General features: G+C 42.0%; 22 protein-coding genes. 19 read left to right on the top strand and 3 right to left on the bottom strand.

Annotated elements, in window-relative coordinates; all coding sequences use genetic code 11:
- The first annotated feature begins 310 nt into the window (after positions 1–310).
- Together AC4HAF_RS08500 and AC4HAF_RS08505 are read left to right on the top strand one after the other, a co-directional pair.
- On the top strand, positions 311–781 hold the full coding sequence (locus AC4HAF_RS08500; RefSeq protein WP_491091499.1) for a Fur family transcriptional regulator: 471 nt from the start codon (positions 311–313) through the stop codon (positions 779–781).
- A gap of 94 nt (positions 782–875) precedes the next feature.
- Positions 876–1,022, top strand: a complete 147-nt coding sequence (locus tag AC4HAF_RS08505) for a hypothetical protein (protein WP_491097408.1) — start codon at positions 876–878, stop codon at positions 1,020–1,022.
- A 40-nt stretch (positions 1,023–1,062) separates the two neighbouring features.
- Here AC4HAF_RS08505 and AC4HAF_RS08510 read toward each other — a convergent pair whose 3' ends face one another.
- Positions 1,063–2,100 carry an oxidoreductase gene (locus AC4HAF_RS08510; RefSeq protein WP_491097409.1) on the bottom strand — a complete coding sequence of 346 codons (1,038 nt, stop codon included), beginning with the start codon at positions 2,098–2,100 and terminating at the stop codon, positions 1,063–1,065.
- A gap of 406 nt (positions 2,101–2,506) precedes the next feature.
- Complete coding sequence (locus tag AC4HAF_RS08515) at positions 2,507–3,442, bottom strand: dihydroorotate oxidase (protein ID WP_491097410.1); 936 nt, start codon at positions 3,440–3,442, stop codon at positions 2,507–2,509.
- A 249-nt stretch (positions 3,443–3,691) separates the two neighbouring features.
- Between AC4HAF_RS08515 and AC4HAF_RS08520 the strand changes: the two genes are divergently transcribed.
- Positions 3,692–3,904 (top strand): hypothetical protein, encoded by a 213-nt coding sequence (locus AC4HAF_RS08520; RefSeq protein WP_491097411.1) that lies wholly within the window; start codon positions 3,692–3,694, stop codon positions 3,902–3,904.
- 729 nt (positions 3,905–4,633) lie between these two features.
- Positions 4,634–5,326 carry a phosphoglycerate mutase gene (locus AC4HAF_RS08525; RefSeq protein ID WP_491097412.1) on the top strand — a complete coding sequence of 231 codons (693 nt, stop codon included), beginning with the start codon at positions 4,634–4,636 and terminating at the stop codon, positions 5,324–5,326.
- Positions 5,327–5,342: 16 nt separating this feature from the next.
- Here the strand turns inward: AC4HAF_RS08525 and AC4HAF_RS08530 are convergent, their stop codons facing one another.
- Complete coding sequence (locus tag AC4HAF_RS08530; RefSeq protein WP_491091493.1) at positions 5,343–5,510, bottom strand: hypothetical protein; 168 nt, start codon at positions 5,508–5,510, stop codon at positions 5,343–5,345.
- Positions 5,511–5,570: 60 nt separating this feature from the next.
- Here AC4HAF_RS08530 and pbp2b point away from each other — a divergent pair, with 60 nt between their 5' ends.
- From pbp2b to AC4HAF_RS08605, 15 genes are all read left to right on the top strand, one after another.
- On the top strand, positions 5,571–7,649 hold the full coding sequence (pbp2b, locus tag AC4HAF_RS08535; protein WP_491097413.1) for a penicillin-binding protein PBP2B: 2,079 nt from the start codon (positions 5,571–5,573) through the stop codon (positions 7,647–7,649).
- A 10-nt stretch (positions 7,650–7,659) separates the two neighbouring features.
- Entirely contained in the window at positions 7,660–8,259 is a 600-nt protein-coding gene (gene recR / locus AC4HAF_RS08540; protein ID WP_491091491.1) for a recombination mediator RecR, read from the top strand.
- A gap of 227 nt (positions 8,260–8,486) precedes the next feature.
- Entirely contained in the window at positions 8,487–9,533 is a 1,047-nt protein-coding gene (locus tag AC4HAF_RS08545) for a D-alanine--D-alanine ligase (protein ID WP_491097414.1), read from the top strand.
- A 157-nt stretch (positions 9,534–9,690) separates the two neighbouring features.
- Positions 9,691–10,644, top strand: coding sequence for a bile acid:sodium symporter family protein (locus AC4HAF_RS08550; protein ID WP_491097415.1), 954 nt, complete (start codon positions 9,691–9,693; stop codon positions 10,642–10,644).
- Positions 10,645–11,004: 360 nt separating this feature from the next.
- Complete coding sequence (locus AC4HAF_RS08555) at positions 11,005–12,381, top strand: UDP-N-acetylmuramoyl-tripeptide--D-alanyl-D-alanine ligase (RefSeq protein ID WP_491097416.1); 1,377 nt, start codon at positions 11,005–11,007, stop codon at positions 12,379–12,381.
- A 63-nt stretch (positions 12,382–12,444) separates the two neighbouring features.
- Positions 12,445–13,641 carry a hypothetical protein gene (locus tag AC4HAF_RS08560; protein WP_491097417.1) on the top strand — a complete coding sequence of 399 codons (1,197 nt, stop codon included), beginning with the start codon at positions 12,445–12,447 and terminating at the stop codon, positions 13,639–13,641.
- Between the two features lie 44 nt (positions 13,642–13,685).
- On the top strand, positions 13,686–14,363 hold the full coding sequence (locus AC4HAF_RS08565) for a YwaF family protein (protein ID WP_491091486.1): 678 nt from the start codon (positions 13,686–13,688) through the stop codon (positions 14,361–14,363).
- A gap of 201 nt (positions 14,364–14,564) precedes the next feature.
- Positions 14,565–16,109, top strand: a complete 1,545-nt coding sequence (locus AC4HAF_RS08570) for a peptide chain release factor 3 (protein ID WP_491097418.1) — start codon at positions 14,565–14,567, stop codon at positions 16,107–16,109.
- 311 nt (positions 16,110–16,420) lie between these two features.
- On the top strand, positions 16,421–16,894 hold the full coding sequence (locus AC4HAF_RS08575) for an Rrf2 family transcriptional regulator (protein ID WP_491091484.1): 474 nt from the start codon (positions 16,421–16,423) through the stop codon (positions 16,892–16,894).
- Positions 16,895–16,939: 45 nt separating this feature from the next.
- Positions 16,940–18,076 (top strand): low temperature requirement protein A, encoded by a 1,137-nt coding sequence (locus AC4HAF_RS08580; protein WP_491097419.1) that lies wholly within the window; start codon positions 16,940–16,942, stop codon positions 18,074–18,076.
- 213 nt (positions 18,077–18,289) lie between these two features.
- A complete protein-coding gene (locus tag AC4HAF_RS08585; protein ID WP_491097420.1) occupies positions 18,290–18,721 on the top strand; it encodes a YjdF family protein in 432 nt (143 codons plus the stop codon).
- 320 nt (positions 18,722–19,041) lie between these two features.
- On the top strand, positions 19,042–20,844 hold the full coding sequence (locus AC4HAF_RS08590; RefSeq protein ID WP_491097421.1) for an SH3 domain-containing protein: 1,803 nt from the start codon (positions 19,042–19,044) through the stop codon (positions 20,842–20,844).
- A 193-nt stretch (positions 20,845–21,037) separates the two neighbouring features.
- Positions 21,038–22,597, top strand: a complete 1,560-nt coding sequence (gene cshA / locus AC4HAF_RS08595) for a degradosome RNA helicase CshA (protein WP_491097422.1) — start codon at positions 21,038–21,040, stop codon at positions 22,595–22,597.
- Between the two features lie 288 nt (positions 22,598–22,885).
- Positions 22,886–23,134, top strand: coding sequence for a bacteriocin-type signal sequence (locus tag AC4HAF_RS08600; RefSeq protein WP_491097423.1), 249 nt, complete (start codon positions 22,886–22,888; stop codon positions 23,132–23,134).
- 43 nt (positions 23,135–23,177) lie between these two features.
- Positions 23,178–23,537 carry a hypothetical protein gene (locus AC4HAF_RS08605; RefSeq protein ID WP_491097424.1) on the top strand — a complete coding sequence of 120 codons (360 nt, stop codon included), beginning with the start codon at positions 23,178–23,180 and terminating at the stop codon, positions 23,535–23,537.
- The last annotated feature ends 143 nt before the right edge of the window (positions 23,538–23,680 follow it).

Here is a 23,680-nt window from a genome sequence, read left to right on the forward strand (position 1 = left end):
TTATAATCTGGTTTTTCTTTGTGAAACATGGCCTTACCTCACAAACCGTTTTCTTTTAGTATACTCCTAAACAGAGCAAAAAGCTCTTAGAAACCAATTTCTAAGAGCTTTGTCTTCAGTCTGAACCCTGCCCGTACGGGCAGGGTTTTTGCTGCCGCTTTGATCTGACATCAAAACAACAGCCGTCAGATACTGTTAAAATGAGCTGGCACTGTGCCATTATCCTGCTGTTTGAGCTTTCTATTTTCGCCTTTAAGCGAAAATAGTGTATAATAGAAAAAGATAAAGCAGAAAGGAGCTGGGATTAAGAATGGCACTGCATGTCTATGACAATGATCCAAAACAGGCGGCATATAATCGTGTGCTGACACATCTTAAAAGAAAGCATATCCGTATTACAGAGACCCGGAAGGCCGTTATTGTTTATATGATTAATGCTCACCATCATCCGAGCGCAGAACAGATTTACCGCGACCTTCTTCCTCAGTATCCCAGCATGAGTTTAGCGACCGTCTACAACAATCTCAAAGTCTTGATAGATGAAGGGTTTGTTGCAGAGCTCAAACTCAGCAATGACAATACGGCTTATTTTGACTTTATGGGGGATGATCATCTGCATGTTGTCTGTGAGTCTTGCGGCAAGATTACAGATTTTGCAGATGCCGACCTTTCTTTAATTGAGAGGGAAGCGCACCAGCAGACGGGTTACGACATCACACGGACACAGCTTCTGATGTACGGTCTTTGCCCGGACTGCCAAAAAAGAGAAAAAATGAAATAAAAGCTTAAAAAATCAGGTGGTATGATTCCATTTTCTGAAGAGACGGAGCTAGCCATTTTTTGATATATTCTAATAAAAGAAAAAAGGAGCTGTTATGGAAAAAATTTTTCTCATTTTTTTGATGGTCTTTTCCCTTGCCAAAATAATTAGTGCTGTCATTATCAGCAAAACAATGACGGCTCCTAACGCAAGGACACAAAAGGATTCGGCAGTCTCAGCCGATAAACAAGAAAACAGTTAAAAAGCACCTGCAGTACATTTACTGTTGGTGCTTTTTGCATTTATTTTATCTGTCCGCGTTGATAAGAATTGTTGTAAGGCTTAAACTGGTGATCGTGCAAAACACTGGCAGCATCACTCAGCCAGTTAACGTTTCGAATCAGGCCGCGGCCGATTTCAATCAAATCTGCCTGCTTAGTTTGCAAGAGGTATTCATCTAATTCCGGAGAATTCAGCAGCCCAACAGCAGTAGCAGGAATGGAGACAGCTTCCTTCATTAGGCTGGTGTAGGGTGCTTGATAGCCGCCATAAATGGGAATGTTTGGGCGACCGTCGAGCAGCCCGCCTGTTGAAACATCAATACAGCTGATCCCATCACGCTCAAGCCACTGTCCGATGGTCTGCCAGTCTTCAATAGTATTTTGCTGCTGTGTATCATCATAAGCAGTCAAGGATAAACGCATCCAGACAGGCCCCTTAAAAGCATCTTTTATATGAGGCAGCATCTCTTGAACAAAGCGATAACGATTTTCCAAGCTGCCGCCGTAACGATCCTTGCGGTGGTTGGTCAGAGGTTCCAAAAATTGATTGATGAGATAGCCATGAGCCCCGTGCAGCTCAACCATATCAAAGCCGGCTTTATGGGCGCGCCCGGCTGCGGCAGCAAAAGATTTTTGAACCCGTTCAATATCTGTGAGTGTCATTTCGCGCGGGACTCCATAGTCCTGATTGTAGGCAGTAGGACTGGGAGCAATCTTATCCTTGGCATCAGCTGACTTTCGGCCGCCATGCCCTAACTGTACTCCGACTTTGGCTCCGAAAGCATGCAGCTCATCTACCAAACTTTTGAGTCCCGGAATATGTTCATCACTCCAAATACCTAAGTCATTATTAGTTAAACGGCCGTCGGGCTCTACAGCTGTTGCTTCTAAAATAATCAAGCCGACCTGCCCGATTGCACGGGCACCGTAATGCGCATGGTGAAACGGTGTGACTTTTCCGTCTTCTTTGTCAACAACATACATACACATGGGCGGCATAACGACTCGGTTTTTCAGTGAAAGACCTGCAACGTGAGCAGGTGATAATAATTTTGACATGTAACCCCTCCTTTAGATTCTTGCTTCCATTATAGCAGAAGTGCTGCCGAAAGAGGCAAATAAAAAGAGAGTGGGACAAAAATCGGTAAATCGTCATGAAATGGCGATTTCGATTTTGTTGTCCCACCTCCGCACAGTTTATTAGGGATTGACATGAACTAACGTTCATATAATTGGATATCCTCCAACAGTTCCCCAAACTGTTGGAGCTATCACTTGCCTAGCAAGGGATAAGGACTTCCAATTAGCAGTGGTTCATTGGTGCTAAAGCATCTAATGAACTGTGCAGGGGTAAGACTAAGTCGGCTAAGCCAACAAGTCTTACTCCCAACCACTGCGTTAAATATGTGATACTTTATAAATTGAAAGAGTTTGGGACTTTTGGCCCAAACTCTTCTTGAAAAAATTAGTCGATATAGGTCAGCTTGCCGCGGAAATCTTCCAGACTGTCATAACCTTTGGATGACATAATGTCTTTTAGTTCTTTGGTAATGCGTTCAAAAACTTCCGGGCCTTCCTGATGAAGGGCAGTTCCAATCTGTACCATGCTGGCACCGCAGAGAATGTGTTCAAAAGCATCGCGGCCTGTTTTGACACCGCCGGTTCCGATGATTTGAATAGACGGATTCAGCCGTTTGTAAAAGGCATGGACATTTGCTAAGGCTGTTGGCTTGACATAGTCACCGCCAAGTCCGCCAAAGCCGTTTTTAGGCTTGATAACAACTGCTTCATCTTCAATGACCAGGCCATTGCCGATAGAATTGATACAGTTAACAAAGGTTAAAGGATATTTATTGAAAATAGCGGCTGCCTGATCAAAATGCACAATATCAAAATACGGCGGCAGCTTAACACCGAGAGGCTTGGTGAAGTATGAAAAAACTTCTGCAAGAATTTGGTCAGTCGTCTCAAAATCATAAGCAATCTGCGGTTTGCCGGGAACATTTGGGCAGGAAAGATTGAGCTCAACTAGGCCTTGATAATCAGAAGCTTGGACCGCTTTTAAGATGGTATGGGTCTCTTCAGGAGACATACCAACGAGGGAAAGAAAATGATTTTTACTGTCAGGCTCTTGCTGCAGTTCAATAACATAGTCTAGATAATACCGGAATCCTTTGTTAGGCAGACCCATGGAATTAATAGAACCCAGAGCTGTGTCTGCATAGCGTGGTTCAGGGTTGCCGGCACGCTCTTTGAGTGTTCCTGTTTTGGTGACAAAAGATCCTGCAGCCGAATCTTCAATCGCCTTTAATTCCTCGCGTGTCATGCAGTAGACACCTGCGGCATTCATAAGACAGTTGTCAAAGGTAAAGGAACCAATTGTTGTATGAGTTGAAACCATAGAGCCTCCAAAAAGATGATTTTTTCTATTGTAACACTAGATATGAGCAGCTGCAAGCTTATTTGAGAATCTTCTTATGATTTTATGGCTTCCTTATGGGTGTCGGTTTCTTTTTATTACCATATTTTTTCGGAAAATTTACGTTTTTTCATAGAATATACAGTTATGTTAAATTCGGTCAAATAGTATTGATTTAGAAACATCAAATGTTAAAATAATTTTCAAATACTAAATTAACGCTTCAAGAGCTTGCTGCAAGCTGATAGAAGCTTAGATAAGGAAGATTTTTATGAATATGGTAACTTTGGATTCATTGGCGGAGCGGCTGTAGGTGCAGGGCTTGGTACGGTAACTGTGCCTATCTTCGGAACAGTATCTGGAGCAGGAGCTGTAGGTGCGAGTACTGGCTTTGCCTGTATGATGGCCGGATTAAGTTATGATAAATGTGGGCCATTGATTTAATAGGATTGCTTATGTTTTTAGAGAAATATCGACGCTATATATTTTTAAGTTATATATTCCTAGCTTTATTGTGTGTATTGATTCCCAACAATGACGCCAAGTTAATTATATTTACTTTGCTCATATTGCAATCTCTTTTTGTTATTGTCATATACTTAAAAAGTAATAGGTGAATGAAATTTTTAATAAGATAGGCTTATAAATATGGAATATTATATTATTGGAGCCATTGGAGGCCTTGTTTTCATAATGCTTCTAAGTCTAATGAATTGTAAAAAATAATAAATTGGATTGCTGCTGCACTGCTTAAAGTAGGTGTATACTAGCACTGGTTTCTTACCGCAGTAAAAACATTATTATTTCATTTATATGTGTCATTGTATTGCTTGCTTGGTTTGCTTATTCTCTTTTGCATTAGTAAAAGCAGTCAGTACTCGTTATCTGTAAGCAATACCTGCTCAGACTTTTCTGTGCTTTTAATGCTAAATGTTTTTCTTTTGGTGTCTGCATCTCAGAGGCTTTCTAATTGTTGTTGTGGTGATTACAATTGTAGCTCTCTGAGATGTTTTTGTCTGATCTCATGCGGCTAACTTCATTTTAGAACTTTCATTTGCTTTTGAAACAGGAGATTTCAATCTTTTTCGAAAATGCAGTAGATTTTTTCACGATATTTTTGTAAAATAAAACAGTAAACTATTTGACATTGGTCAAAAATAAAGGAGAACATTAATGGTAAAATTAGTATTTGCTCGTCACGGTGAATCAGAATGGAACAAGGCTAACCTTTTCACTGGCTGGGCTGATGTTGACCTTTCAGATAAAGGAACTCAGCAGGCGATTGATGCCGGTAAATTGATCAAAGAAGCAGGCATTGAATTTGACCTCGCTTTCACATCAGTTTTGACACGTGCCATCAAAACAACTAACTTAGCTCTTGAATATTCTGATCAGCTTTGGGTGCCTGTTGAAAAATCATGGCGCTTGAATGAACGCCACTACGGTGGTTTGACTGGTAAAAATAAGGCTGAAGCCGCTGAACAATTCGGTGATGAACAAGTTCACATTTGGCGTCGTTCTTATGATGTTTTGCCTCCAGCTATGGCTAAAGACGATCAATACTCTGCACACACTGACCGCCGTTATGCAAACCTTGATGATACTGTCGTTCCGGACGCTGAAAACCTGAAAGTAACGCTTGAACGTGCTCTGCCATTCTGGGAAGATAAAATTGCTCCGGCACTTAAAGACGGCAAAAATGTTTTTGTCGGTGCACACGGTAATTCGATTCGTGCCCTTGTTAAGCACATCAAACAATTATCAGATGATGATATTATGAGTGTTGAAATCCCTAATTTCCCACCATTGGTATTTGAATTTGATGAAAATCTGAACGTGACTGCTGAGTACTACTTGGGAGAATAAGTTCGGCATTGTTTGTCTAATGAGAAACAAGTGAGATTGGCTGAAGTCCAATCTCATTTTCTATAGGGAATACCCCTTTTACCCGCAGCGCAAAAAGTAAGACAGGTATGACAAAATCAGCTTTGCTCAGTTCCTGTCTTGCTTTTTCTTTGCAGGAATTTTGCCCTGTTTGAAGAAAAGTCATAAGTTTTTAGCTAAATTATGATAAAATAAAAGACGTAGTTTCATCAAAATAGGAGGAAAAATGGTACGTAAACTCAAGAAACCTAAAAAGAATCAGTCCAGAACTTTTGTTCTTATCTCAAACAGAATCAATCTCCTATTTTTCTTTATTGTAGCTCTGTTTACAATCTTGCTGTTACGATTGGCACAGATGCAGATCTACGATGCTAAATTTTACAAGGCCAAGTTAACAGAATCAACGAATTATACGATTAAAACGTCAAGCCCGAGAGGCCAGATTTATGATGCTAAGGGTGTTCCTCTGGTTGAAAATGAGGTCAAGGAAGTTGTTGCCTTCACCAGAAGCAATACGATGACTGCTGAAGACATCAAAAAGAATGCTCAAAAATTGGCAGGCATGGTTACGCTGACGGAAAGCAAGGTCACTAAGCGTCAGAAAAAAGATTATTATTTGGCGGATCCTAAGATCTATCAAAAAGTGGTTAAGAAGCTGCCGGATAAGAAAAAGTATGATAATTTCGGCAATAATCTGAAAGAATCAGATATTTATGCCAATGCTGTCAAAGCTGTTCCGGACAGTGCGATTAATTATTCTGAGGATGAAGAAAAAATCATTTATATTTTCAGCCAGATGAATGCAACATCAGTCTTTAACACGGCCTCTTTGACAACGGGAGATCTGACGGCCGAACAAATCGCTGTGCTGGCAACCAGCAAGTCAGATTTGGAAGGGATATCTGTTAAGACGGACTGGGAGCGCAAGGCCGATAAAAATTCAATTACTTCCATTATTGGTAAGGTTTCCAGCCAGAAAACCGGTCTGCCTGCTGAGGAAGCAAGTGACTATGTCAAAAAAGGCTATTCGCTGAATGACCGTGTCGGAACTTCTTATTTGGAAAAACAATATGAGGATTATCTGCAGGGCAGCCGAACTATTCAGTCCATTAAAGTGAATAAAGAAGGCAAGATTGTCAGCAATAAAACCACTGCCAAGGGTACCAAAGGAAAAAATTTGAAACTAACCATTGATCTGGAATTTCAAAAGGGTGTTGAACAGATTCTCAGCCGATATTTTAAATCAGAATTAGCGGCCGGAAACACCAAGTATTCCGAAGGTGTCTATGCGGTTGTTTTAAATCCTAATACGGGTGCTGTTTTGTCTATGGCTGGTTTAGAACATGATCTGAAATCAGGAGAAGTTTCATCCAATGCACTGGGGACCATTACAGAGGTTTTCACACCCGGTTCTGTGGTTAAGGGAGCAACCTTAACTGCCGGCTGGGAAAATAGTGTCTTATCAGGCAATCAGGTTATCAATGACCAAGCCATCCAGTTTGCAGGCTCTAATCCCATCAAATCGTGGTTTACCAATGGTTCAATTCCGCTGACTGCCAGCCAGTCTTTGGAATATTCGTCCAATACCTATATGGTTCAGCTGGCTTTAAAACTGATGGGGCAGGATTACCACAGCGGGATGACCCTGTCTTCAGACGGTTATGAAAGTGCTATGGAAAAACTGCGGACAGCTTATGCCCAGTACGGTCTTGGTGTGGCAACTGAAATTGACCTTCCGGGAGAATCAAAAGGCTACACGCCGGATAAGTTTGATGCTGCCAATGTCTTGACAGAATCATTCGGCCAGTTTGACAACTATACGGCCATGCAGCTGGCTCAGTATGCTGCGACTGTCGCTAACGGCGGCAAACGCATTGCGCCTCATTTAGTTGAGGGTATATACGGCAATAACAAGACCGGCGGTTTGGGCAGTCTGGTTCAGTCTGTCGATACCAAGGTCTTAAATGAAGTGCCGATTTCCAGTGATAACATGGCCATCATTAAAGACGGTTTCTATAATGTTGTTAATGGCGGCAGTTATGCGACTGGTAAAACGCTTGCCAACGGTGCCAGTGTTCCGATTTCTGCTAAAACAGGGACAGCCGAAGCCTATGTTACCGGTGAAGACGGCAAATCTGTTTACACATCCAATCTGAATGTTGTCGCCTATGCGCCAAGCAGCAACCCGCAGGTAGCGGTAGCCGTAGTTCTGCCGCATGAAACAGACCTGCACGGGACAACCAGCCATGCTATTACACGGGATATTATCAATCTTTATCAGAAAATGAATCCGATGAAACAGTGAGGAAGAAAGAATGCTCTACCCAACTCCCATAGCTAAATTGATTGAAAGCTTTACCAAGCTGCCCGGAATTGGAATCAAAACGGCGACACGTTTAGCTTTTTATACCATTGGTATGAGTGATGAGGATGTCAATGACTTTGCAAAAAATCTTCTGGCTGCTAAGCGGGAGCTGACCTATTGTTCAGTCTGCGGCAATCTGACCGATGATGATCCTTGCAGTATCTGTACAGACGATAGCAGAGATCACTCAACCATTCTTGTGGTAGAAGACAGCAAGGATGTGTCAGCCATGGAAAAAATTCAGGAATACCACGGACTTTATCACGTTTTGCAGGGGCTTATTTCTCCGATGAATGGTGTCGGTCCGGATGACATTAATCTGAAAAGCCTTCTGATGCGTCTGCGGGATGACAGCAGTATTACTGAAGTTATCATTGCCACCAATGCGACAGCAGATGGAGAAGCAACTGCTATGTATATTTCCAGAGTACTAAAGCCGGCAGGAATCAAGGTGACCCGTCTGGCTCGGGGCTTAGCAGTAGGATCGGATATTGAATACGCTGACGAAGTGACCCTCCTGCGCGCCATCGAAAACAGGACAGAGTTATAAAATAAGGGTGCTGCCTGCCGCAGATAATCTGACAGCAGGAGCAGTATGCTTATTTTCCATAAAATGAACCAATTGGAATCAGCCAATTGGTTTTTTGCTGGATTGGGATAAACGGATGCTGAGTTTTGAAATATTAGTCTGCGGCGGGCTTTCCAATATTTTTTGAAAATGCTTCCTAATTATGATATGATTAAAAAGAAATTACTGAAAAATAGAAAAGGATACTTATGTCTAAAGAAACGCTTGTTTTATTGTATGGCGGCCGTTCTGCTGAGCGTGACGTTTCAGTGCTCTCGGCTGAAAGTGTTATGCGGGCAGTGAATTACGATAAATTCTTGGTCAAAACCTATTTTATCACTCAAGAAGGTGATTTTATAAAGACTCAGGAGTTTAGCGGTCAGCCTGCAGACTCAGAAAAATTGATGACTAATGAAACAGTTGTTCCTTCTCAGAAAATTAAGCCTAGCGATATTTACGAAGATGGCGCTGTCGTTTTTCCTGTCCTTCACGGACCGATGGGTGAAGATGGTTCTGTTCAGGGCTTTTTAGAAGTTTTAAAGATGCCTTATGTAGGAACAAATGTGCTGACTTCAAGTGTCGCTATGGACAAGATTACAACCAAGCAAGTCTTAGAAAGCGCTGCTATTCCTCAAGTTGCTTATGTAAGCTTCGTTGAAGGGGAAGATTTAGAAGCTAAGCTGGCTGAAATTGAGGCGAAACTGTCTTATCCTGTATTTGTAAAGCCTGCCAATATGGGATCAAGTGTGGGTATTTCTAAGGCGGATCATCAGGCCGAGCTGAAAGCAGCTATTGAGCTTGCTTTGAAGTATGACAGCCGCATCTTAATTGAACAAGGTGTCAATGCGCGTGAAATTGAAGTCGGTATTTTGGGGAACAAGGATATCCAAACAACCTTACCGGGAGAAGTTGTCAAAGATGTCGCCTTTTATGATTATGAAGCTAAGTATATTGATAACAAAATCACCATGGCCATTCCGGCAGCGGTCGATGATACTGCCGCTGAAAAAATGCGAGTATACGCTGCGGCAGCTTTCAGGACTTTAGGCGGCTGTGGTTTATCACGCTGTGATTTCTTTTTGACCGCAGAAGGCGATGTTTTTCTCAATGAGCTCAATACTATGCCCGGTTTTACTCAGTGGTCCATGTACCCTCTGCTTTGGGAGAATATGGGCCTCAGCTACCCGGAATTAATTGAAAAATTAGTTCAGCTAGCAAAAGAAATGTTTGCCAAGCGGGAAAGTCATTTAATCTAAGGATAAAAGAGAGTGCTCTGCTCTCTTTTTTTATTGCCTTGCAGCTGGACAAACAAAACAATTTTTCGGAAAATATTCAGAAAAAATAAAAGAATTTTTTGAAAATTTCAAAAAAGAGGACTATAATGGAGGTGATTATTATATAGGAGGATTTTTTATGAAAAAGTTTCAGCAATTTAGCACTTGGATCAGTAAGTGGTTTACCTTGGTTGTTGTCCTATGGGCAGTGTTTAATTATTTTTTGCCGCAGACCAGCACCTGGGTTATTCCTAATACGTCTTACCTTTTAGGAATCATTCTCTTTGGCATGGGGCTGACCCTGACAACGGAGGATTTCCTGAGAATTTCTAAACGTCCGGTACCTGTAGTATTGGGAACAGTGGCTCATTACGTCATTATGCCTAGTCTGGCCTGGCTGCTTTGCTTGATTTTTCACTTAAAAGGAGCTGCCGCTGCCGGTGTTATTTTGGTTGGTTCCTGTCCCAGTGGAACGTCATCAAGTGTCATGGCCTTTCTTGCGGGCGGTGATGTTGCTTTAGATGTTTCTATTGAAGTCCTGTCTACCCTGCTTGCACCTGTCATGCTGCCGCTGCTTTTGTCAGTACTGGCAGGACAGTATATTGCAGTACCGGCAGCCAGTCTTTTTCTGTCAACTTTACGGATTGTTGTCGTGCCAATCATTCTGGGTGTCATTGTTCATACACTCTTTGGCAGAAAGATCACCGCTGTGATTCAGCTAATGCCTTTGATATCGCAAATGGCGATTCTTTTAATCATCGGTGCAGTGGTTTCAGCAAACCATGCCAATATTTTTACTGCCGCAACAGCGCTGGTTATTCCGGTTGTTATGCTGCATAATTTATGCGGTTACGGCCTGGGCTTTTTGTTTTCAAAATTACTGCATTTGGAAGAACCGCAGCAAAAGGCGATTACCTTTGAAGTTGGTATGCAGGATTCCAGCTTGGGTGCAACCTTGGCAATGAAATATTTTCTTCCTCAGGCAGCCATCCCGTCAACGATTTTTTCTATCTGGCACAATATTTCAGGGTCTATTCTGTCATCATGGTGGCGCAGGCATTCTGGAATAAATTCGGCAGAAGAAGCAAATTAAGGGCAAAACCCCGCTTAGTTTTATGTTATAATGAAATGAAGAAAACTTTATCCCGAACTCACCGTTGGAATTCACTATTTTGATTTTAGCGGTTCAAGAAGTCTGCCAAAAGGTCAGTGACATCTCTGGTGATTGCTGCACATTTTGCAGATAGGTTTAAGTGGATAGCCCGTAAGAGGTGGGAGCGAAAGCTCCAGCCTTTTAACTCTGTTGAGCAGCAGCGGCTAAGCCGAAAAGCTGATTGGGGCTGGTCATAAGCTAACGGACCTTCACTGCAATCAGCCTTTGGGATATAGGGCAGCAAAGCCGATTTTTCATAAATCACAGCCAAGGCCTGCTCCCTTATTTAGGAGAATAACTATGAAACTAACATTGCATGAAATTGCCTCGGTTGTCGGCAGTCAAAATGACATCAGCTCTTTTGAAGATATTCCTGTCCGACAGATTGAATTTGACAGCCGTAAAATTGCAGAAGGCGATCTTTTCTTACCGCTTCAGGGTGCGCGTGACGGTCACGACTTCATTGAAACAGCTTTTGCAAATGGAGCGGCGGCAGCTTTTTCCGAAAAAAAATTAGACGGCAGCAAACCTTATATTTTGGTTGATGACTGTTTGAAAGCATTTCAGGTTCTGGCCCGGTATTATTTGGAAAAAATGCGTGTCGATGTTATTGCAGTAACCGGATCAAACGGCAAAACAACGACCAAAGATATGATTGCAGAGATTTTGGCGGCGACCTATAAAACCTATAAAACCCAAGGCAATTACAACAATGAAATCGGTCTTCCTTATACTGTTTTGCACATGCCGGATGATACCGAAAAAATCGTTCTTGAAATGGGGCAGGATCACCTCGGTGATATTGCGCTGCTGTCCAATTTGGCTCATCCGCATATCGCTGTGGTGACCTTAATTGGTGAGGCACACTTAGAATTTTTTGGCAGCCGGGAAAAAATTGCCCAAGGAAAAATGCAGATTACGCAAGGAATGGACGGACATGGTATCTTGATTGCACCGGCAGACAAGATTATCAACCGTTTCCTGCCGGATAATCAAAAGGTTATTCGCTTTGGCCCTGATGCAGATATTTATGTGACGGCATTGGAAGAGCACAAAGATTTTCTGACTTTTGCTACGAATTTTTTAGAAGAGAAGGTTACATTGCCTGTCACCGGCAAGTACAATGCGGCCAATGCCATGATTGCCGCTTATGTCGGTAAGCTGCTCAATGTTCCGGAAAAAAAGATTATTGCTTCTTTGTCTGAGCTTCAGCTGACCCGCAATCGTACAGAATGGAAAAAGGCAGCCAACGGAGCTGATATCCTTTCAGATGTTTACAATGCCAACCCTACGGCCATGCGTTTGATTTTGGAGACTTTTTCGGCTATTCCAGGCAATGAGGGCGGTAAAAAAATCGCTGTTTTGGCCGATATGAAAGAGTTAGGACCTGATTCTGTTCAAATGCATAAGGATCTGATTACCAGTCTGAATCCTGATGTTTTAGATACCGTCATTTTTTACGGGGAGGACATTGCTGGTTTAGCTCAGTTAGCCGGTCAGATATTTCCGCTGGGTAAGGTTTATTATTTCAAAAAGACAAAAGACCAAAATCAGTTTGAAGAGCTGCTTGAGCGGCTTAAAGAAATCCTTCAGCCTGAGGATCAAATCCTTCTTAAAGGGTCAAATTCGATGAATTTAGGCAAGGCTGTAGAGCTTTTAGAAGCAAAACCGGATTAGCTGCCTTTGGTTTTTGGGTCAGCCGGCCAATGCTTTTGACATGTAATATTTTGGAGAAGAAGAATGGATTTAATGAAGGAAGAGTGGCACTTTTTCCTGGAAAACAAAGGCAATAGGGTTTACCAGTGTTTTTACAGTATTGCTTTTATCGTTGCAGTTTATACTTATTTTATCAAGCGCTTTGTGCCGGAGGATTCTTATATAGGGTTCAGTATGTTTTCTCTGCTGCTGAGCCTTGTGACCTTTATCTGGCACCTTTATTTAACAAGGCTGTCAAAGGAAAAACTATTTGCGGCAGCTGCGGTAGCAATCTGCTTGGTTTTGCTCCCTTATCAGTTTTATCTGTTAGATTTTGTTCCGGATTTTTCCCTGCTGTCTTTCTTTTTGCTGTCGGTTTCGGTTGATCCTAAGCAGTCTAATTTGGTTGCGATTATTTTTTATGCCAAAATACTTTTAGCCATAGGGGTTTTGCTCTTTTATATCAGCGGCAAAATACCAGATGCTACTCTTTACAGGCCTGCAAAGCATCTGCTTCGCCATTCTTACGGTTTTATGCATCCCAATTCTTTGAGTATGTTTATCATGAGTCTGTTTTATGACTTTTCACTCATGCGTAAGAAAACAGTGCCTTTGTCTGAAGTGTTGTGGCTGATTATGCTGGGTCTTCTGGTCTATTCAATAACAGATTCAAGGACAGGCTTTCTTACTTTTGCAGTTATCCTGATAGTTTCCTTGTTTAAAAAGCGATTGATGATGTATAAAGTATCGGGAAAAGTTGTTTTTCGCTCCATTTTGCTCATCTTTGTGCTTGGCACTCTGCTGTCGTATTTTTATAAGCCTGAGTCATCTGTTTTTGATTCTTTAAATTCGATGTTCTCCGGCCGCTTGAGAAATGCTCACGCTTATATCAAGGCTTACGGTTTTAAGCTCCTGCCCAGACGGGTTTCGGATCTGCACTATGCCAACGGAGCCAGAATTTTTAACGAGAATTACTATGTTGACTCTCTCATGCGTCAGGGCATTTTAGTTTATCTGCTCTTTCCAATTATGATTGGCTTTCAGACGCTGAAAAAGAAATTCACTCTTTATCATTTTATCTTTATTTTATCCGCTTTTTTGACAGCTATGATCGAAGACTACGGTGTCAGCCTTAGTATCTGCACGATTTTACTCTTTAACTATTTTGCCCTTGCTGATGAAAGGTCCGAAAGGTCCGGCAGGTCAGAAAAGGTTGAAGAGCTCAGTCAGTCAGAAATCTAAGAAATCAGCGCAAGCCTTTATAAAAGATACATAGAAAGGACAGGATGAAGGCATTTTTAACCTCTCAGCAGACTCAGCCGCCCGAGATTTCTCTTTTGTGGTATCTTGTGATGATGGCAGTGCTGTTTGCATTGATTTATATTTCTGTTAAGTATTATCAAAATCCTATTTACACTAAGGCTTTTATACTCCTTCAAGCTTTTCAGCTGATAGCTCTTTATGCCTGGTATGGGTTTGCGGCTGTTCCGCTTTCCAACAGTCTGCCGCTCTACCACTGCAGGCTGGCAATGTTTGCTCTGTTGCTGCTGCCTGATAGGACAAAGCTCAAACAGTATTTTGCTTTGATGGGGACAAGCGGAGCCATTTTTGCTTTGGGCTATCCCATCATGGATGCCTATGATTTTCCCCATATTACCGCTTTTTCTTTTATTGCCGGACATTATGCGCTATTGGTTAATGGTTTGGTTTATCTGCTCAGTCACTATGACAGCCGCTTGCTCAGCCGGCGCAGTATAACTGTTTATACGCTGGTGCTCAATCTCTTCTTGGTTCTGGTCAATAAAGTAACTGGTGGTAACTACGGGATTCTGCGCTATACCCCTTTCATCACTCAGAGTGCTTTATGGGTACGCTACACAGCAGTGTCTCTGGTTTTAATTGCTATGCTGCTCCTGATTGATGAGATTTTCAAAAGGGTAAAGGAAAAGACAGCCGTTTTTTAAAGAATGTACAGGCAAAAGAGCTGATTAAAACAGCTCTTTTGTTTTTTACAGCCGCCGGATTTTGAAGATGATTGAAAAAAAGCTGAAAATTAAGTATACTAGTAGGGTTGGTATGCTTGGAAACAGCAGAGTGATTATCATTAAAAATGCATCTCTGATAAGCATCAAAGAATTGTATACAATTAACTAAAAAGAGGACTTATGAATTTACAAGAAGAAATCAAAAAACGCCGAACGTTTGCCATCATCAGCCACCCGGATGCGGGGAAAACGACAATTACCGAGCAGCTGCTTTATTTTGGCGGTGAAATTCGTGAAGCAGGAACGGTTAAAGGGAAAAAAACGGGAACCTTTGCGAAATCAGACTGGATGGACATTGAAAAGCAGCGCGGTATTTCAGTAACATCATCTGTTATGCAGTTTGATTATGCGGGCAAGCGTGTCAATATCCTTGATACACCGGGGCACGAAGACTTTTCAGAAGACACCTATCGGACCCTCATGGCAGTAGATGCCGCGGTCATGGTTGTGGATTCGGCTAAGGGGATTGAGGCACAGACCAAAAAACTGTTTGAAGTTGTTAAACACCGCGGTATTCCGGTATTTACCTTTATGAACAAATTAGACCGTGACGGCCGTGAGCCGCTTGATCTCTTGGAAGAACTGGAAGAAGTTCTGGGAATTGCTTCCTACCCTATGAATTGGCCTATCGGTATGGGAAAATCTTTTGAGGGCCTTTATGACCTGTATAATCAGCGTTTGGAGCTCTACAAAGGCGATGAGCGTTTTGCGGATTTTGACAAAGGAGCAAAGCTTTTTGCCAATAACCCCTTTTATGAGCAGGTCTTAGAAGATGTCGAATTGCTGCAGGAAGCAGGCAATGAATTTTCAAGAGAAGCCGTTTTAAAAGGAGAGCTGACCCCTGTCTTCTTTGGCTCTGCCCTGACTAATTTCGGTGTTCAGACATTCTTAGATACCTTTTTGGAATTTGCGCCTGAGCCGCATGGGCACAAAACAACCGAAGGAAGTGTGATTGATCCGCTCAATAAGGATTTTTCCGGCTTTGTTTTTAAAATTCAGGCTAACATGGATCCAAGACACCGTGACCGGATCGCCTTTGTCCGTATTGTATCCGGAGAATTTGAACGCGGTATGTCAGTGAACCTTAGCAGAACCGGCAAAAATGTCAAACTGTCAAATGTTACTCAATTCATGGCAGAAAGCAGGGAAAATGTTACCAATGCCGTTGCCGGTGATATTATCGGGGTTTATGATACAGGCACCTATCAGGTTGGCGATACTTTGACAGTCGGTAAGAACAAGTTTGAGTTTGAACCGCTGCCAACCTTTACGCCGGAATTATTTATGAAAGTAGCAGCTAAAAATGTCATGAAGCAAAAGTCCTTTCATAAAGGGATTGAACAGCTGGTGCAGGAAGGAGCTATCCAGCTTTATACAAATTACCAGACAGGTGAATATATGCTGGGAGCGGTCGGCCAGCTGCAGTTTGAAGTTTTCAAACACCGGATGGAGAACGAATACAATGCAGAAGTTGTCATGACATCAATGGGCAAAAAGACTGTTCGCTGGATTAAGGAAGAAGATCTGGATGAGCGGATGTCTTCCAGCCGCAATATCTTGGCGCGTGACCGTTTTGATCAGCCTGTCTTTCTCTTTGAAAATGACTTTGCCCTGCGCTGGTTTGCTGATAAATATCCGGATGTTGAATTGGAAGAAAAGATGTAAAGCAATCTTTAAGGATAAAACTTCTGATTATTCTTACATCAAAAATTAAGAACTGATATGTTCAGTTCTTTTTTTGTCAAAATGAATTTGAGCTAAAAAATCTCATCCGCTGCCGGTCTTGACAGGATAAATTTGCTGATTTTGATTTTGCCTAGAGAACACACAACAGGTTTGTTCAGTTTATGTTATGTAACAATAATAAGGTCGGCCGGCAGCTTTACAGTTTGTAGATGTATTTTCATTATATACACCATTTTTCTTCTTTTCTGATATAATAATTCAAGAAAAAATTAATTTTAGAAAGGAGCAAAATGAAACAGTCCGTACAATTCAGCGATGCCATCCATATCATGGTTTATGTGTCCTGTACCAACAATCCTGATTTTTTAAAAAGTGAAATGATTGCAGCCAGCGTTCAAACCAATGCTTCCAATGTCCGTAAAATCATGGGCAATCTGAGAAGAGCAGGCTTGATTGTCAGTCAGCGCGGCAAGGCTCAGCCACGGTTGGCAAAAGACAGTTCAGAGATTACCCTGTTAGATATTTTTGACAGCCTGCCGGCCAATAATACCCTGCTGCAGGTAGACAGAAATACCAATGCCGACTGTGTCATCGCAAGTGGTGTTCAAGAAGTTTTGACTGCCAGATATCAAGAAATACAAGAAGCGGCTGAAAAGGCCATGGCTAATATTACCTTATCCGATATTATGGCTGATTTTTCGCAGATTGCTGTGCAAAGATACCCTCATTTTGCTGAGGAGCTAAGCCGATTTTTACCCGATTAAGCAGCAGGACTGAGATGATAAGGTACTAACTATTTTGGAGGATTTATGACTGCACTTATTAAGCACAAAAAAGTTGAACTGACAGAGCTCTTTTATGACTTGGTTTTTGTCTATGGAATCAGCAAGGAGACAGCTCTGATTCACCATGTTCATGGAGGAGTTGTTCCTTTTGCGTCCTTTTGGGCTTTTGCCATCGGTATGGTGATTATGATTAATTCATGGATGGTTCAGACCGTCTTTACCAACCGTTTCGGTAAAAACTCACTGACCAATATTTTATTTATGTTTGCGCAGATGAGCATGCTCTTGATTTCTTTAACTTCGATAACAGGTGAGTTTAATCATCGAAGCTTTCTTTATTTTTACGGGCCTTTTGCGGTTATTTCTTTTTTGCTTTTGCTGCAGTATGTTACCCAGTATTTTAAGACTGACAATCCGGCAGACAAAGCCTTGATTATACGCTTTTTTTATATTTTGAGCAGCCGTTCGCTGGGACTGCTGATTGCCTTATTTCTTCCTTACAGGTTTGGTTTAATCGTTGCTGCAGTCAGTGTAATTGCAACATGGATTTTGCCGGGAATTCTGGCAAACAATAAAACGGAAGTCATCAACGAACGGGTTACGCCTGTCAGTTTTCCTCACCTTGCTGAGCGCCTGTCTCTTCTGGTTATCATCACTTTTGGTGAAATGATTATCGGTATTGCAGATTACTTTGCTCCCAATCACCTTGGTTTGTCATCTTTCTTAATCTTTGTCTCTGTTGCCAGTCTTTTTATGGTCTATATTGTGGAGATTGACCACATGCTGGATTTGGAAACGCAGGAATATGCTGTTAATAGTTTGATTTACTGGCACTATCCTATTTTTTTTGGATTGAGTTTTGTGACAGTGTCGCTTGGTTTTCTGGAGCGTCAGGAGGCTCAGAACAGTTTTGCTGTCTGCTTGCTTTATCTGGGTATTTTTCTGCTGCTGCTTGGCATTTACGGTATTCAAAAATTTAATAAAGCCAGCCACAGCTTTACCAAGTCCTTAGTCATTGCTCTTCTGGGAGTGCTGGCGGCAGGTTTTTTGCTCAGCTGGCCGGCAATAGCAGACAGTCAGCTGCTGATTGTTATTTTATTTACAATCAGTTTGGCTTTAGCCGTGCTGCTGGTCAGATTCAATCTCTCCAGACAGCCTTAGCAGCAGAGATTTTGTATGATAAATTCTTGGTTCATTTGCCCGTACTTTATTTTTTGCTATAATAGAAGCGGTATAAAAACACATTGCAGTTGGTAGTCTGTAAGCATCGTGAGATGTCAGTAACCTTCCCTCCAAGGTCGTCCCATACCAGTTACAATATTATTAACCGAAAAGGAATCAACCTTTTTGGTTTCTTAGTTTGGAGGGACTGGCATGAAAATGACAGTTTATTTTGACGGTGCCTTTTGGGCTGCCCTGATAGAATACGCTGATGTTAAAGGGCAGTACAAGGCTTTTCGCTATGTTTTTGGTAAGGAACCCAAAGATGAAGATATCCTTGCTTTTATTTATCGAGATTTGGGAAAATGGCAGAGCAGGTATGATCATATCAATACACATGTGAGTACAGACAGCTCAGCTCTTTCGCCAAAGAAAAGCAATCCCAAGCGCATGCAGCGAGAAATGAATAAGGCAAAAAGAAAGCCTGTTGTAACTTCGACTAGAGCGCAAATAGCTATGCAGGAGATTCATGACAGCCTGAAAAAGGAGCGCAGATTGCAAAGCAAAGAGGAGCGCGATGCTGCAAAAGCTCTTAAATATCAGCAAAAGCAAGAAAAGCGCCGTCAAAAGAAAAAAGGACACTGATGTGTCTTAAATAAAGGGCCGAGACAGATGTTTCGGCTTTTTATTTATTGACAAGTGGATAAAAAGGTTCTTCTACTGATGAGTATGCTGAAAAAGAGTGCGGCAAAAGCGTACAGAGGTTTTAGTCTTGCTTGTTATTGGTGAGATTAGGTCAAACAATATTTCAATTATTACATTTATATTGCGTTATATTTCTTTTATGTTACAATGAAGATGTAAAAAGTAATCTTAAGACGTGCTTACTTTTAAAAATCAGCTAGGCAGCTCCGTTAAACGGCAGGGATCCTTGCTGAAACTCAAGTGGATAGAAGGAGAAAATCATGAAAAGAAATTATTTAGATCATCAGGCACAGCGTTTTTCAATCCGTAAATATTCGTTTGGAGCGGCTTCTGTTCTTATTGGCTGTCTCTTGTTTCTAGGTGCTCAAAATATTTCTGCAGATGAAGTGACAAGTCCGCTTTCAACAGCTGAAACGACGGTGACTCAGCCAGCTGTTTCTGAAACTGAAGCTAATCAAGACAGTCAGACAGCATCAGTTGCTGCTGTTCAGCCTGAAAATGAACCTGTCAGGACAGCTGAAGCAGAAACCAGCAGGCAAACAGCAGAGGTTCCTGCAGCTAACACGAGCACTGCTGTCAGCCCCGCTCCTGAAAATCCTTCTGCTGTCTCCTCAAAACCAGTCAGCGAAGTCAAAGCTTCTGCTATGACAAGCGAGGTTAAACCGGCTGCTCAGCCAGTAGAAAAGCCTGCTCCTGTAAGCAGCAAGTCTGCGGTCAGCACCCCAGCTCGCACTAGCAGTAAGGTCAGTGTCAAAGCAGTTCAGCAGCCTGTGAAAAAAACGACAGTCGCTTCAGCAGTTTCTCTTGCGCCCCAAGGCAACTATACCTTTAAAAAACAAACGCCCGTCAAAAATCAACCTAAAATGTCCAGTACAACCCAATTCTTCTTTAATGCGGGAGATAAGGTCTATTATGACAAAGTTCTGAATACTGACGGACATCAATGGTTAAGTTATATTTCCTACAGCGGCACTCGCCGCTACGCTCCAATCGGGGTAACGTCTTCTGTACCTGCAGTGCCAAAACCTGCAGATACGAAACCATCTCTTCCGGCTTCCGGAACTTATCATTTTACCAAGCAGGCAGATGTGAAAAATCAGCCTAAAATGTCCAGTCCGACCCAATTCTCCTTTTATAAGGGTGACCAAGTTTATTATGATAAGATTATGACTGCGGATAATCACCAATGGATCAGCTACATTTCTTACAGCGGTATCCGCCGCTATGTGGTTATTGCTTCGCTGACCTCACCAGCCAAACCGCAGCCAAAACCAGCAGCTCCGCAAGCAGCCGGCAGCATTAACATTCAAAATAAGACTGCTCAGCAGTTTGATGTTCTGATTTCTAAGGTTTCAAGCAATCAAACTATTAAAGAAGTCAGAGTTCCTGTCTGGTCAGACCAAAGCGGTCAGGATGATATTGTTTGGTATAAGGCAGCTAAAGCAGCAGATGGCAATTATAAGGTTACTGTAAAAATCAGCGAACATAAAAATAACACTGGTAAATATCATGTTCACCTCTATTACCTGCTGAGCAGCGGTCAGCAGATTGGCGTCGGAACTGCTGCAACGACTATTGAAACAGCTAAACCATCTCCATCAGCACCGGCTAAGTTAACTCTTCCGGCTTCCGGAACCTATACTTTCACAGCCAAGACAGATGTTAAAAATGAAGCCAGAATGTCCAGCCCAACCCAGTTCTTCTTTAATAAGGGAGATAAGGTCTTTTATGACAAGGTCCTAGAAACTGACGGCCATCAATGGATCAGCTACGTATCCTACAGCGGTATTCGCCGCTATGCTCCAATAGCTGTACTTTCATCAAAGAATAGCGGCCAATCCAGTCAGCCGGCACCAGCAAAACCAAATCTTCCTGCCCAAGGCACCTATACCTTTACCAAGGAAGTCAGTGTGAAAAATGCAGCTAAAATGTCCAGCCCGACCCAATTCACATTTAGAGCAGGTGAAAGCATTAATTACGATAAGGTTCTGACCGCAGACGGTCATCAATGGCTCAGCTATGTTTCTTACAGCGGTATCCGCCGCTATGTTCTCTTTGCTTAATAACAAGCCTCCGGAAAGCAGTGCAGTAAACACGGCGTCACTTTCCGGAGGTTTTTAGTTTTGAAAACGGATTATTGTTTCTTTCAAAACTAAAAAACTATCAATTTATGCTATTTATGTTATAATAATTAGGTTGCACATACTAATACGTTTAATAAGGCAGCTTCGCACTGCCTTTTAGAAAGAGAAACCATTGAAATTTACAGAATTAAACCTAACAGAAGACATTCTTTCGGCTGTTGAAAAAGCCGGCTTTACTGAGCCCTCACCTATCCAAGAATTGACTATTCCTCTGGCTTTGGAAGGAAAAGATGTTATTGGTCAGGCTCAGACAGGAACCGGGAAAACAGCGGCTTTTGGCCTGCCGACTTTAAATAAGATTGATATTGCCAGCAACTTGGTGCAGGCGCTTGTAATTGCTCCAACACGTGAGCTGGCTGTTCAAAGTCAGGAAGAGCTGTTTCGTTTCGGCCGTGAAAAAGGTGTTAAGGTGCGTTCAGTTTACGGCGGCTCCAGTATTGAAAAGCAGATTAAAGCTCTGAAATCAGGTGCCCATATTGTTGTCGGTACGCCGGGACGCCTGCTTGATTTGATTAAGCGCAAGGCGCTTAAACTGGATCATGTTGAAACCTTAATCCTTGATGAAGCCGATGAAATGCTTAATATGGGCTTTTTAGAGGATATTGAGGCAATTATCTCCCGTGTTCCGGAGACACGTCAGACTCTCTTATTTTCAGCAACCATGCCGGAGGCTATTAAGCGCATCGGCGTGCAGTTTATGAAAAATCCAGAGCATGTCAGAATTGCCGCTAAGGAACTGACAACCGATCTTGTTGACCAATATTATGTCCGTGTCAAGGAACATGAAAAGTTTGATACCATGACGCGTCTCATAGATGTGGAGCAGCCTGACCTTGCGATTGTATTTGGCCGGACCAAGCGCCGAGTGGACGAATTGACCCGCGGCTTAAAATTGCGGGGCTACCGTGCAGAAGGTATTCACGGTGATTTGGATCAGGGGAAACGCCTGCGTGTTCTTCGTGATTTTAAAAACGATACGCTTGATATTCTGGTTGCGACAGATGTTGCTGCACGCGGACTCGATATCTCGGGTGTCACTCATGTCTATAATTATGATATTCCTCAGGATCCGGAAAGCTATGTTCACCGTATCGGCCGTACGGGCCGTGCCGGCAGACACGGGCAGTCCATTACGTTTGTTTCGCCAAATGAAATGGGCTACCTGCAAATCATTGAAAATCTGACCAAAAAACGCATGAAAGGGATGAAACCAGCTACTGCAGAGGAAGCCTTTCGTGCTACTAAGAAAGTTGCTCTTAAGAAAATTGAACGTGACTTTGAAGATGATAAAATCCGTTCTAATTTTGAAAAATTCACAGATGATGCTCAAAAATTAGCTGCTGAATTTTCATCGGAAGAGCTGGCGCAGTATATCCTGACTCTGACCGTTCAAGATCCGGAAATGATGCCTAAGGTCGAAATTGCCAAAGAAAAACCGCTGCCCTTTAAATTTGGCGGCGGCAAGGGCGGCAGCGGACGCCGCCGTGATGACCGCCGCGGAGGCCGGCGCAGCCGCAACGATGGCCGCAATCGAGATAAGAATCGCCGTGAATTCAAGCGCGTATCCAACAAGAACCGCAAGGATTTTGAAAACAAGAGCAATAAACGTCCGCATCGTACTTCCAGCGAAAAACAAAGCGGCTTCACCATTCGCAATAAGGGTGACAGATAAGCAGTCAAACTCTCTTGAAACGTGTATTTCAGGAGAGTTTTTTGATAAATTTCAAATTAAGTTAATAGCTTAAGAAAATAGTCTGAAAATTTGCTCTTTTTTTATGGTTTATTATCGATTTCATTAAATAAGCCAAATTCCCTTGAATAAGAGAAAATTAAGCACTAGAATAGATGTGTAGTTTTCACAGGGAAACTTTTAGAAACATTTCATGCTTCCTTAGGAATCTTGTGAAAATAAAAAACTTGTAAGCTGATAAGCTTATGTGAAATTTTAGGAGGACATTTTATGAACACAGTAACATTAGATTCAGCGGCCTTTGATAACTTTGAGGTTGCAGATAATCAATTACTCGCTACTTTGGAGGCTGGAGATGGTGTGGACTCTATACTTTCTGGTGTCGCTACCTATGGTGCTGCAACAATGGGGCTTTGTGCAGTTTCTGGTCCAATTGGATGGGGACTCGGTGGTGCATATCTACTTACATGTGCTGCTGCAGGAGGAATGATAGGTTACGGTGCAGCAACATTAGATTAAAATGATTTGATGATAGTATTTTCAATCATTTGAGGTATAGATAATGACAAAAAAATGGTCGTTTATTTTTTGTTCATCTTTGAATATTATAGCTAATTTGTTAATGATTTGGCCATTCAATAATGGAGAAGAGACATTTTCTAATTTATTTTTGATTATTACTACTTTACTGCTGCTTCCTAGTTTTTTACGAACAGTTGACAATCAACTGACTTCCCTGATTAGAATTGAATCCTCGCTGCTGATTATACTTACAGTCGTTTCAATTATGCGGCTGCTATATAGAGTTGATGCTATATCTGGGACAGTTGCCAGTACAGCAGCACTTATAGCTTGTGGTTTAATAACAGTATTGCTGTTTGCTGGTATTGTCAGGTGGATAAAGAAAGATAAAAATCATTGATGGCTATCTTCTTTTTCATGACTTCTGAAAAGAAAAGCGGCTTCACTATTCGCAATAAGGGTGACTGGTAAATAGGCAAACTTTCCTGAAACATGTGTTTCAGGAGGTTTTTTATGTGATAATTTGTGCGCTGGAAAAACTCG

It is taken from the genome of Streptococcus sp. ELY_90, from assembly GCF_058314475.1.

What these genes read in the sequence shown, in the direction of transcription:
- AC4HAF_RS08515 (WP_491097410.1), bottom strand. Translation starts at nt 3,442, where the DNA reads ATGGTTTCAACTCATACAACAATTGGTTCCTTTACCTTTGACAACTGT.
- AC4HAF_RS08570 (WP_491097418.1), top strand. Translation starts at nt 14,565, where the DNA reads ATGAATTTACAAGAAGAAATCAAAAAACGCCGAACGTTTGCCATCATC.
- AC4HAF_RS08550 (WP_491097415.1), top strand. Translation starts at nt 9,691, where the DNA reads ATGAAAAAGTTTCAGCAATTTAGCACTTGGATCAGTAAGTGGTTTACC.
- AC4HAF_RS08590 (WP_491097421.1), top strand. Translation starts at nt 19,042, where the DNA reads ATGAAAAGAAATTATTTAGATCATCAGGCACAGCGTTTTTCAATCCGT.
- AC4HAF_RS08560 (WP_491097417.1), top strand. Translation starts at nt 12,445, where the DNA reads ATGGATTTAATGAAGGAAGAGTGGCACTTTTTCCTGGAAAACAAAGGC.
- AC4HAF_RS08555 (WP_491097416.1), top strand. Translation starts at nt 11,005, where the DNA reads ATGAAACTAACATTGCATGAAATTGCCTCGGTTGTCGGCAGTCAAAAT.
- AC4HAF_RS08525 (WP_491097412.1), top strand. Translation starts at nt 4,634, where the DNA reads ATGGTAAAATTAGTATTTGCTCGTCACGGTGAATCAGAATGGAACAAG.
- AC4HAF_RS08580 (WP_491097419.1), top strand. Translation starts at nt 16,940, where the DNA reads ATGACTGCACTTATTAAGCACAAAAAAGTTGAACTGACAGAGCTCTTT.
- AC4HAF_RS08575 (WP_491091484.1), top strand. Translation starts at nt 16,421, where the DNA reads ATGAAACAGTCCGTACAATTCAGCGATGCCATCCATATCATGGTTTAT.
- AC4HAF_RS08585 (WP_491097420.1), top strand. Translation starts at nt 18,290, where the DNA reads ATGAAAATGACAGTTTATTTTGACGGTGCCTTTTGGGCTGCCCTGATA.
- AC4HAF_RS08510 (WP_491097409.1), bottom strand. Translation starts at nt 2,100, where the DNA reads ATGTCAAAATTATTATCACCTGCTCACGTTGCAGGTCTTTCACTGAAA.
- AC4HAF_RS08530 (WP_491091493.1), bottom strand. Translation starts at nt 5,510, where the DNA reads ATGACTTTTCTTCAAACAGGGCAAAATTCCTGCAAAGAAAAAGCAAGA.
- pbp2b (WP_491097413.1), top strand. Translation starts at nt 5,571, where the DNA reads ATGGTACGTAAACTCAAGAAACCTAAAAAGAATCAGTCCAGAACTTTT.
- AC4HAF_RS08605 (WP_491097424.1), top strand. Translation starts at nt 23,178, where the DNA reads ATGACAAAAAAATGGTCGTTTATTTTTTGTTCATCTTTGAATATTATA.
- recR (WP_491091491.1), top strand. Translation starts at nt 7,660, where the DNA reads ATGCTCTACCCAACTCCCATAGCTAAATTGATTGAAAGCTTTACCAAG.
- AC4HAF_RS08505 (WP_491097408.1), top strand. Translation starts at nt 876, where the DNA reads ATGGAAAAAATTTTTCTCATTTTTTTGATGGTCTTTTCCCTTGCCAAA.
- AC4HAF_RS08565 (WP_491091486.1), top strand. Translation starts at nt 13,686, where the DNA reads ATGAAGGCATTTTTAACCTCTCAGCAGACTCAGCCGCCCGAGATTTCT.
- AC4HAF_RS08500 (WP_491091499.1), top strand. Translation starts at nt 311, where the DNA reads ATGGCACTGCATGTCTATGACAATGATCCAAAACAGGCGGCATATAAT.
- AC4HAF_RS08600 (WP_491097423.1), top strand. Translation starts at nt 22,886, where the DNA reads ATGAACACAGTAACATTAGATTCAGCGGCCTTTGATAACTTTGAGGTT.
- AC4HAF_RS08545 (WP_491097414.1), top strand. Translation starts at nt 8,487, where the DNA reads ATGTCTAAAGAAACGCTTGTTTTATTGTATGGCGGCCGTTCTGCTGAG.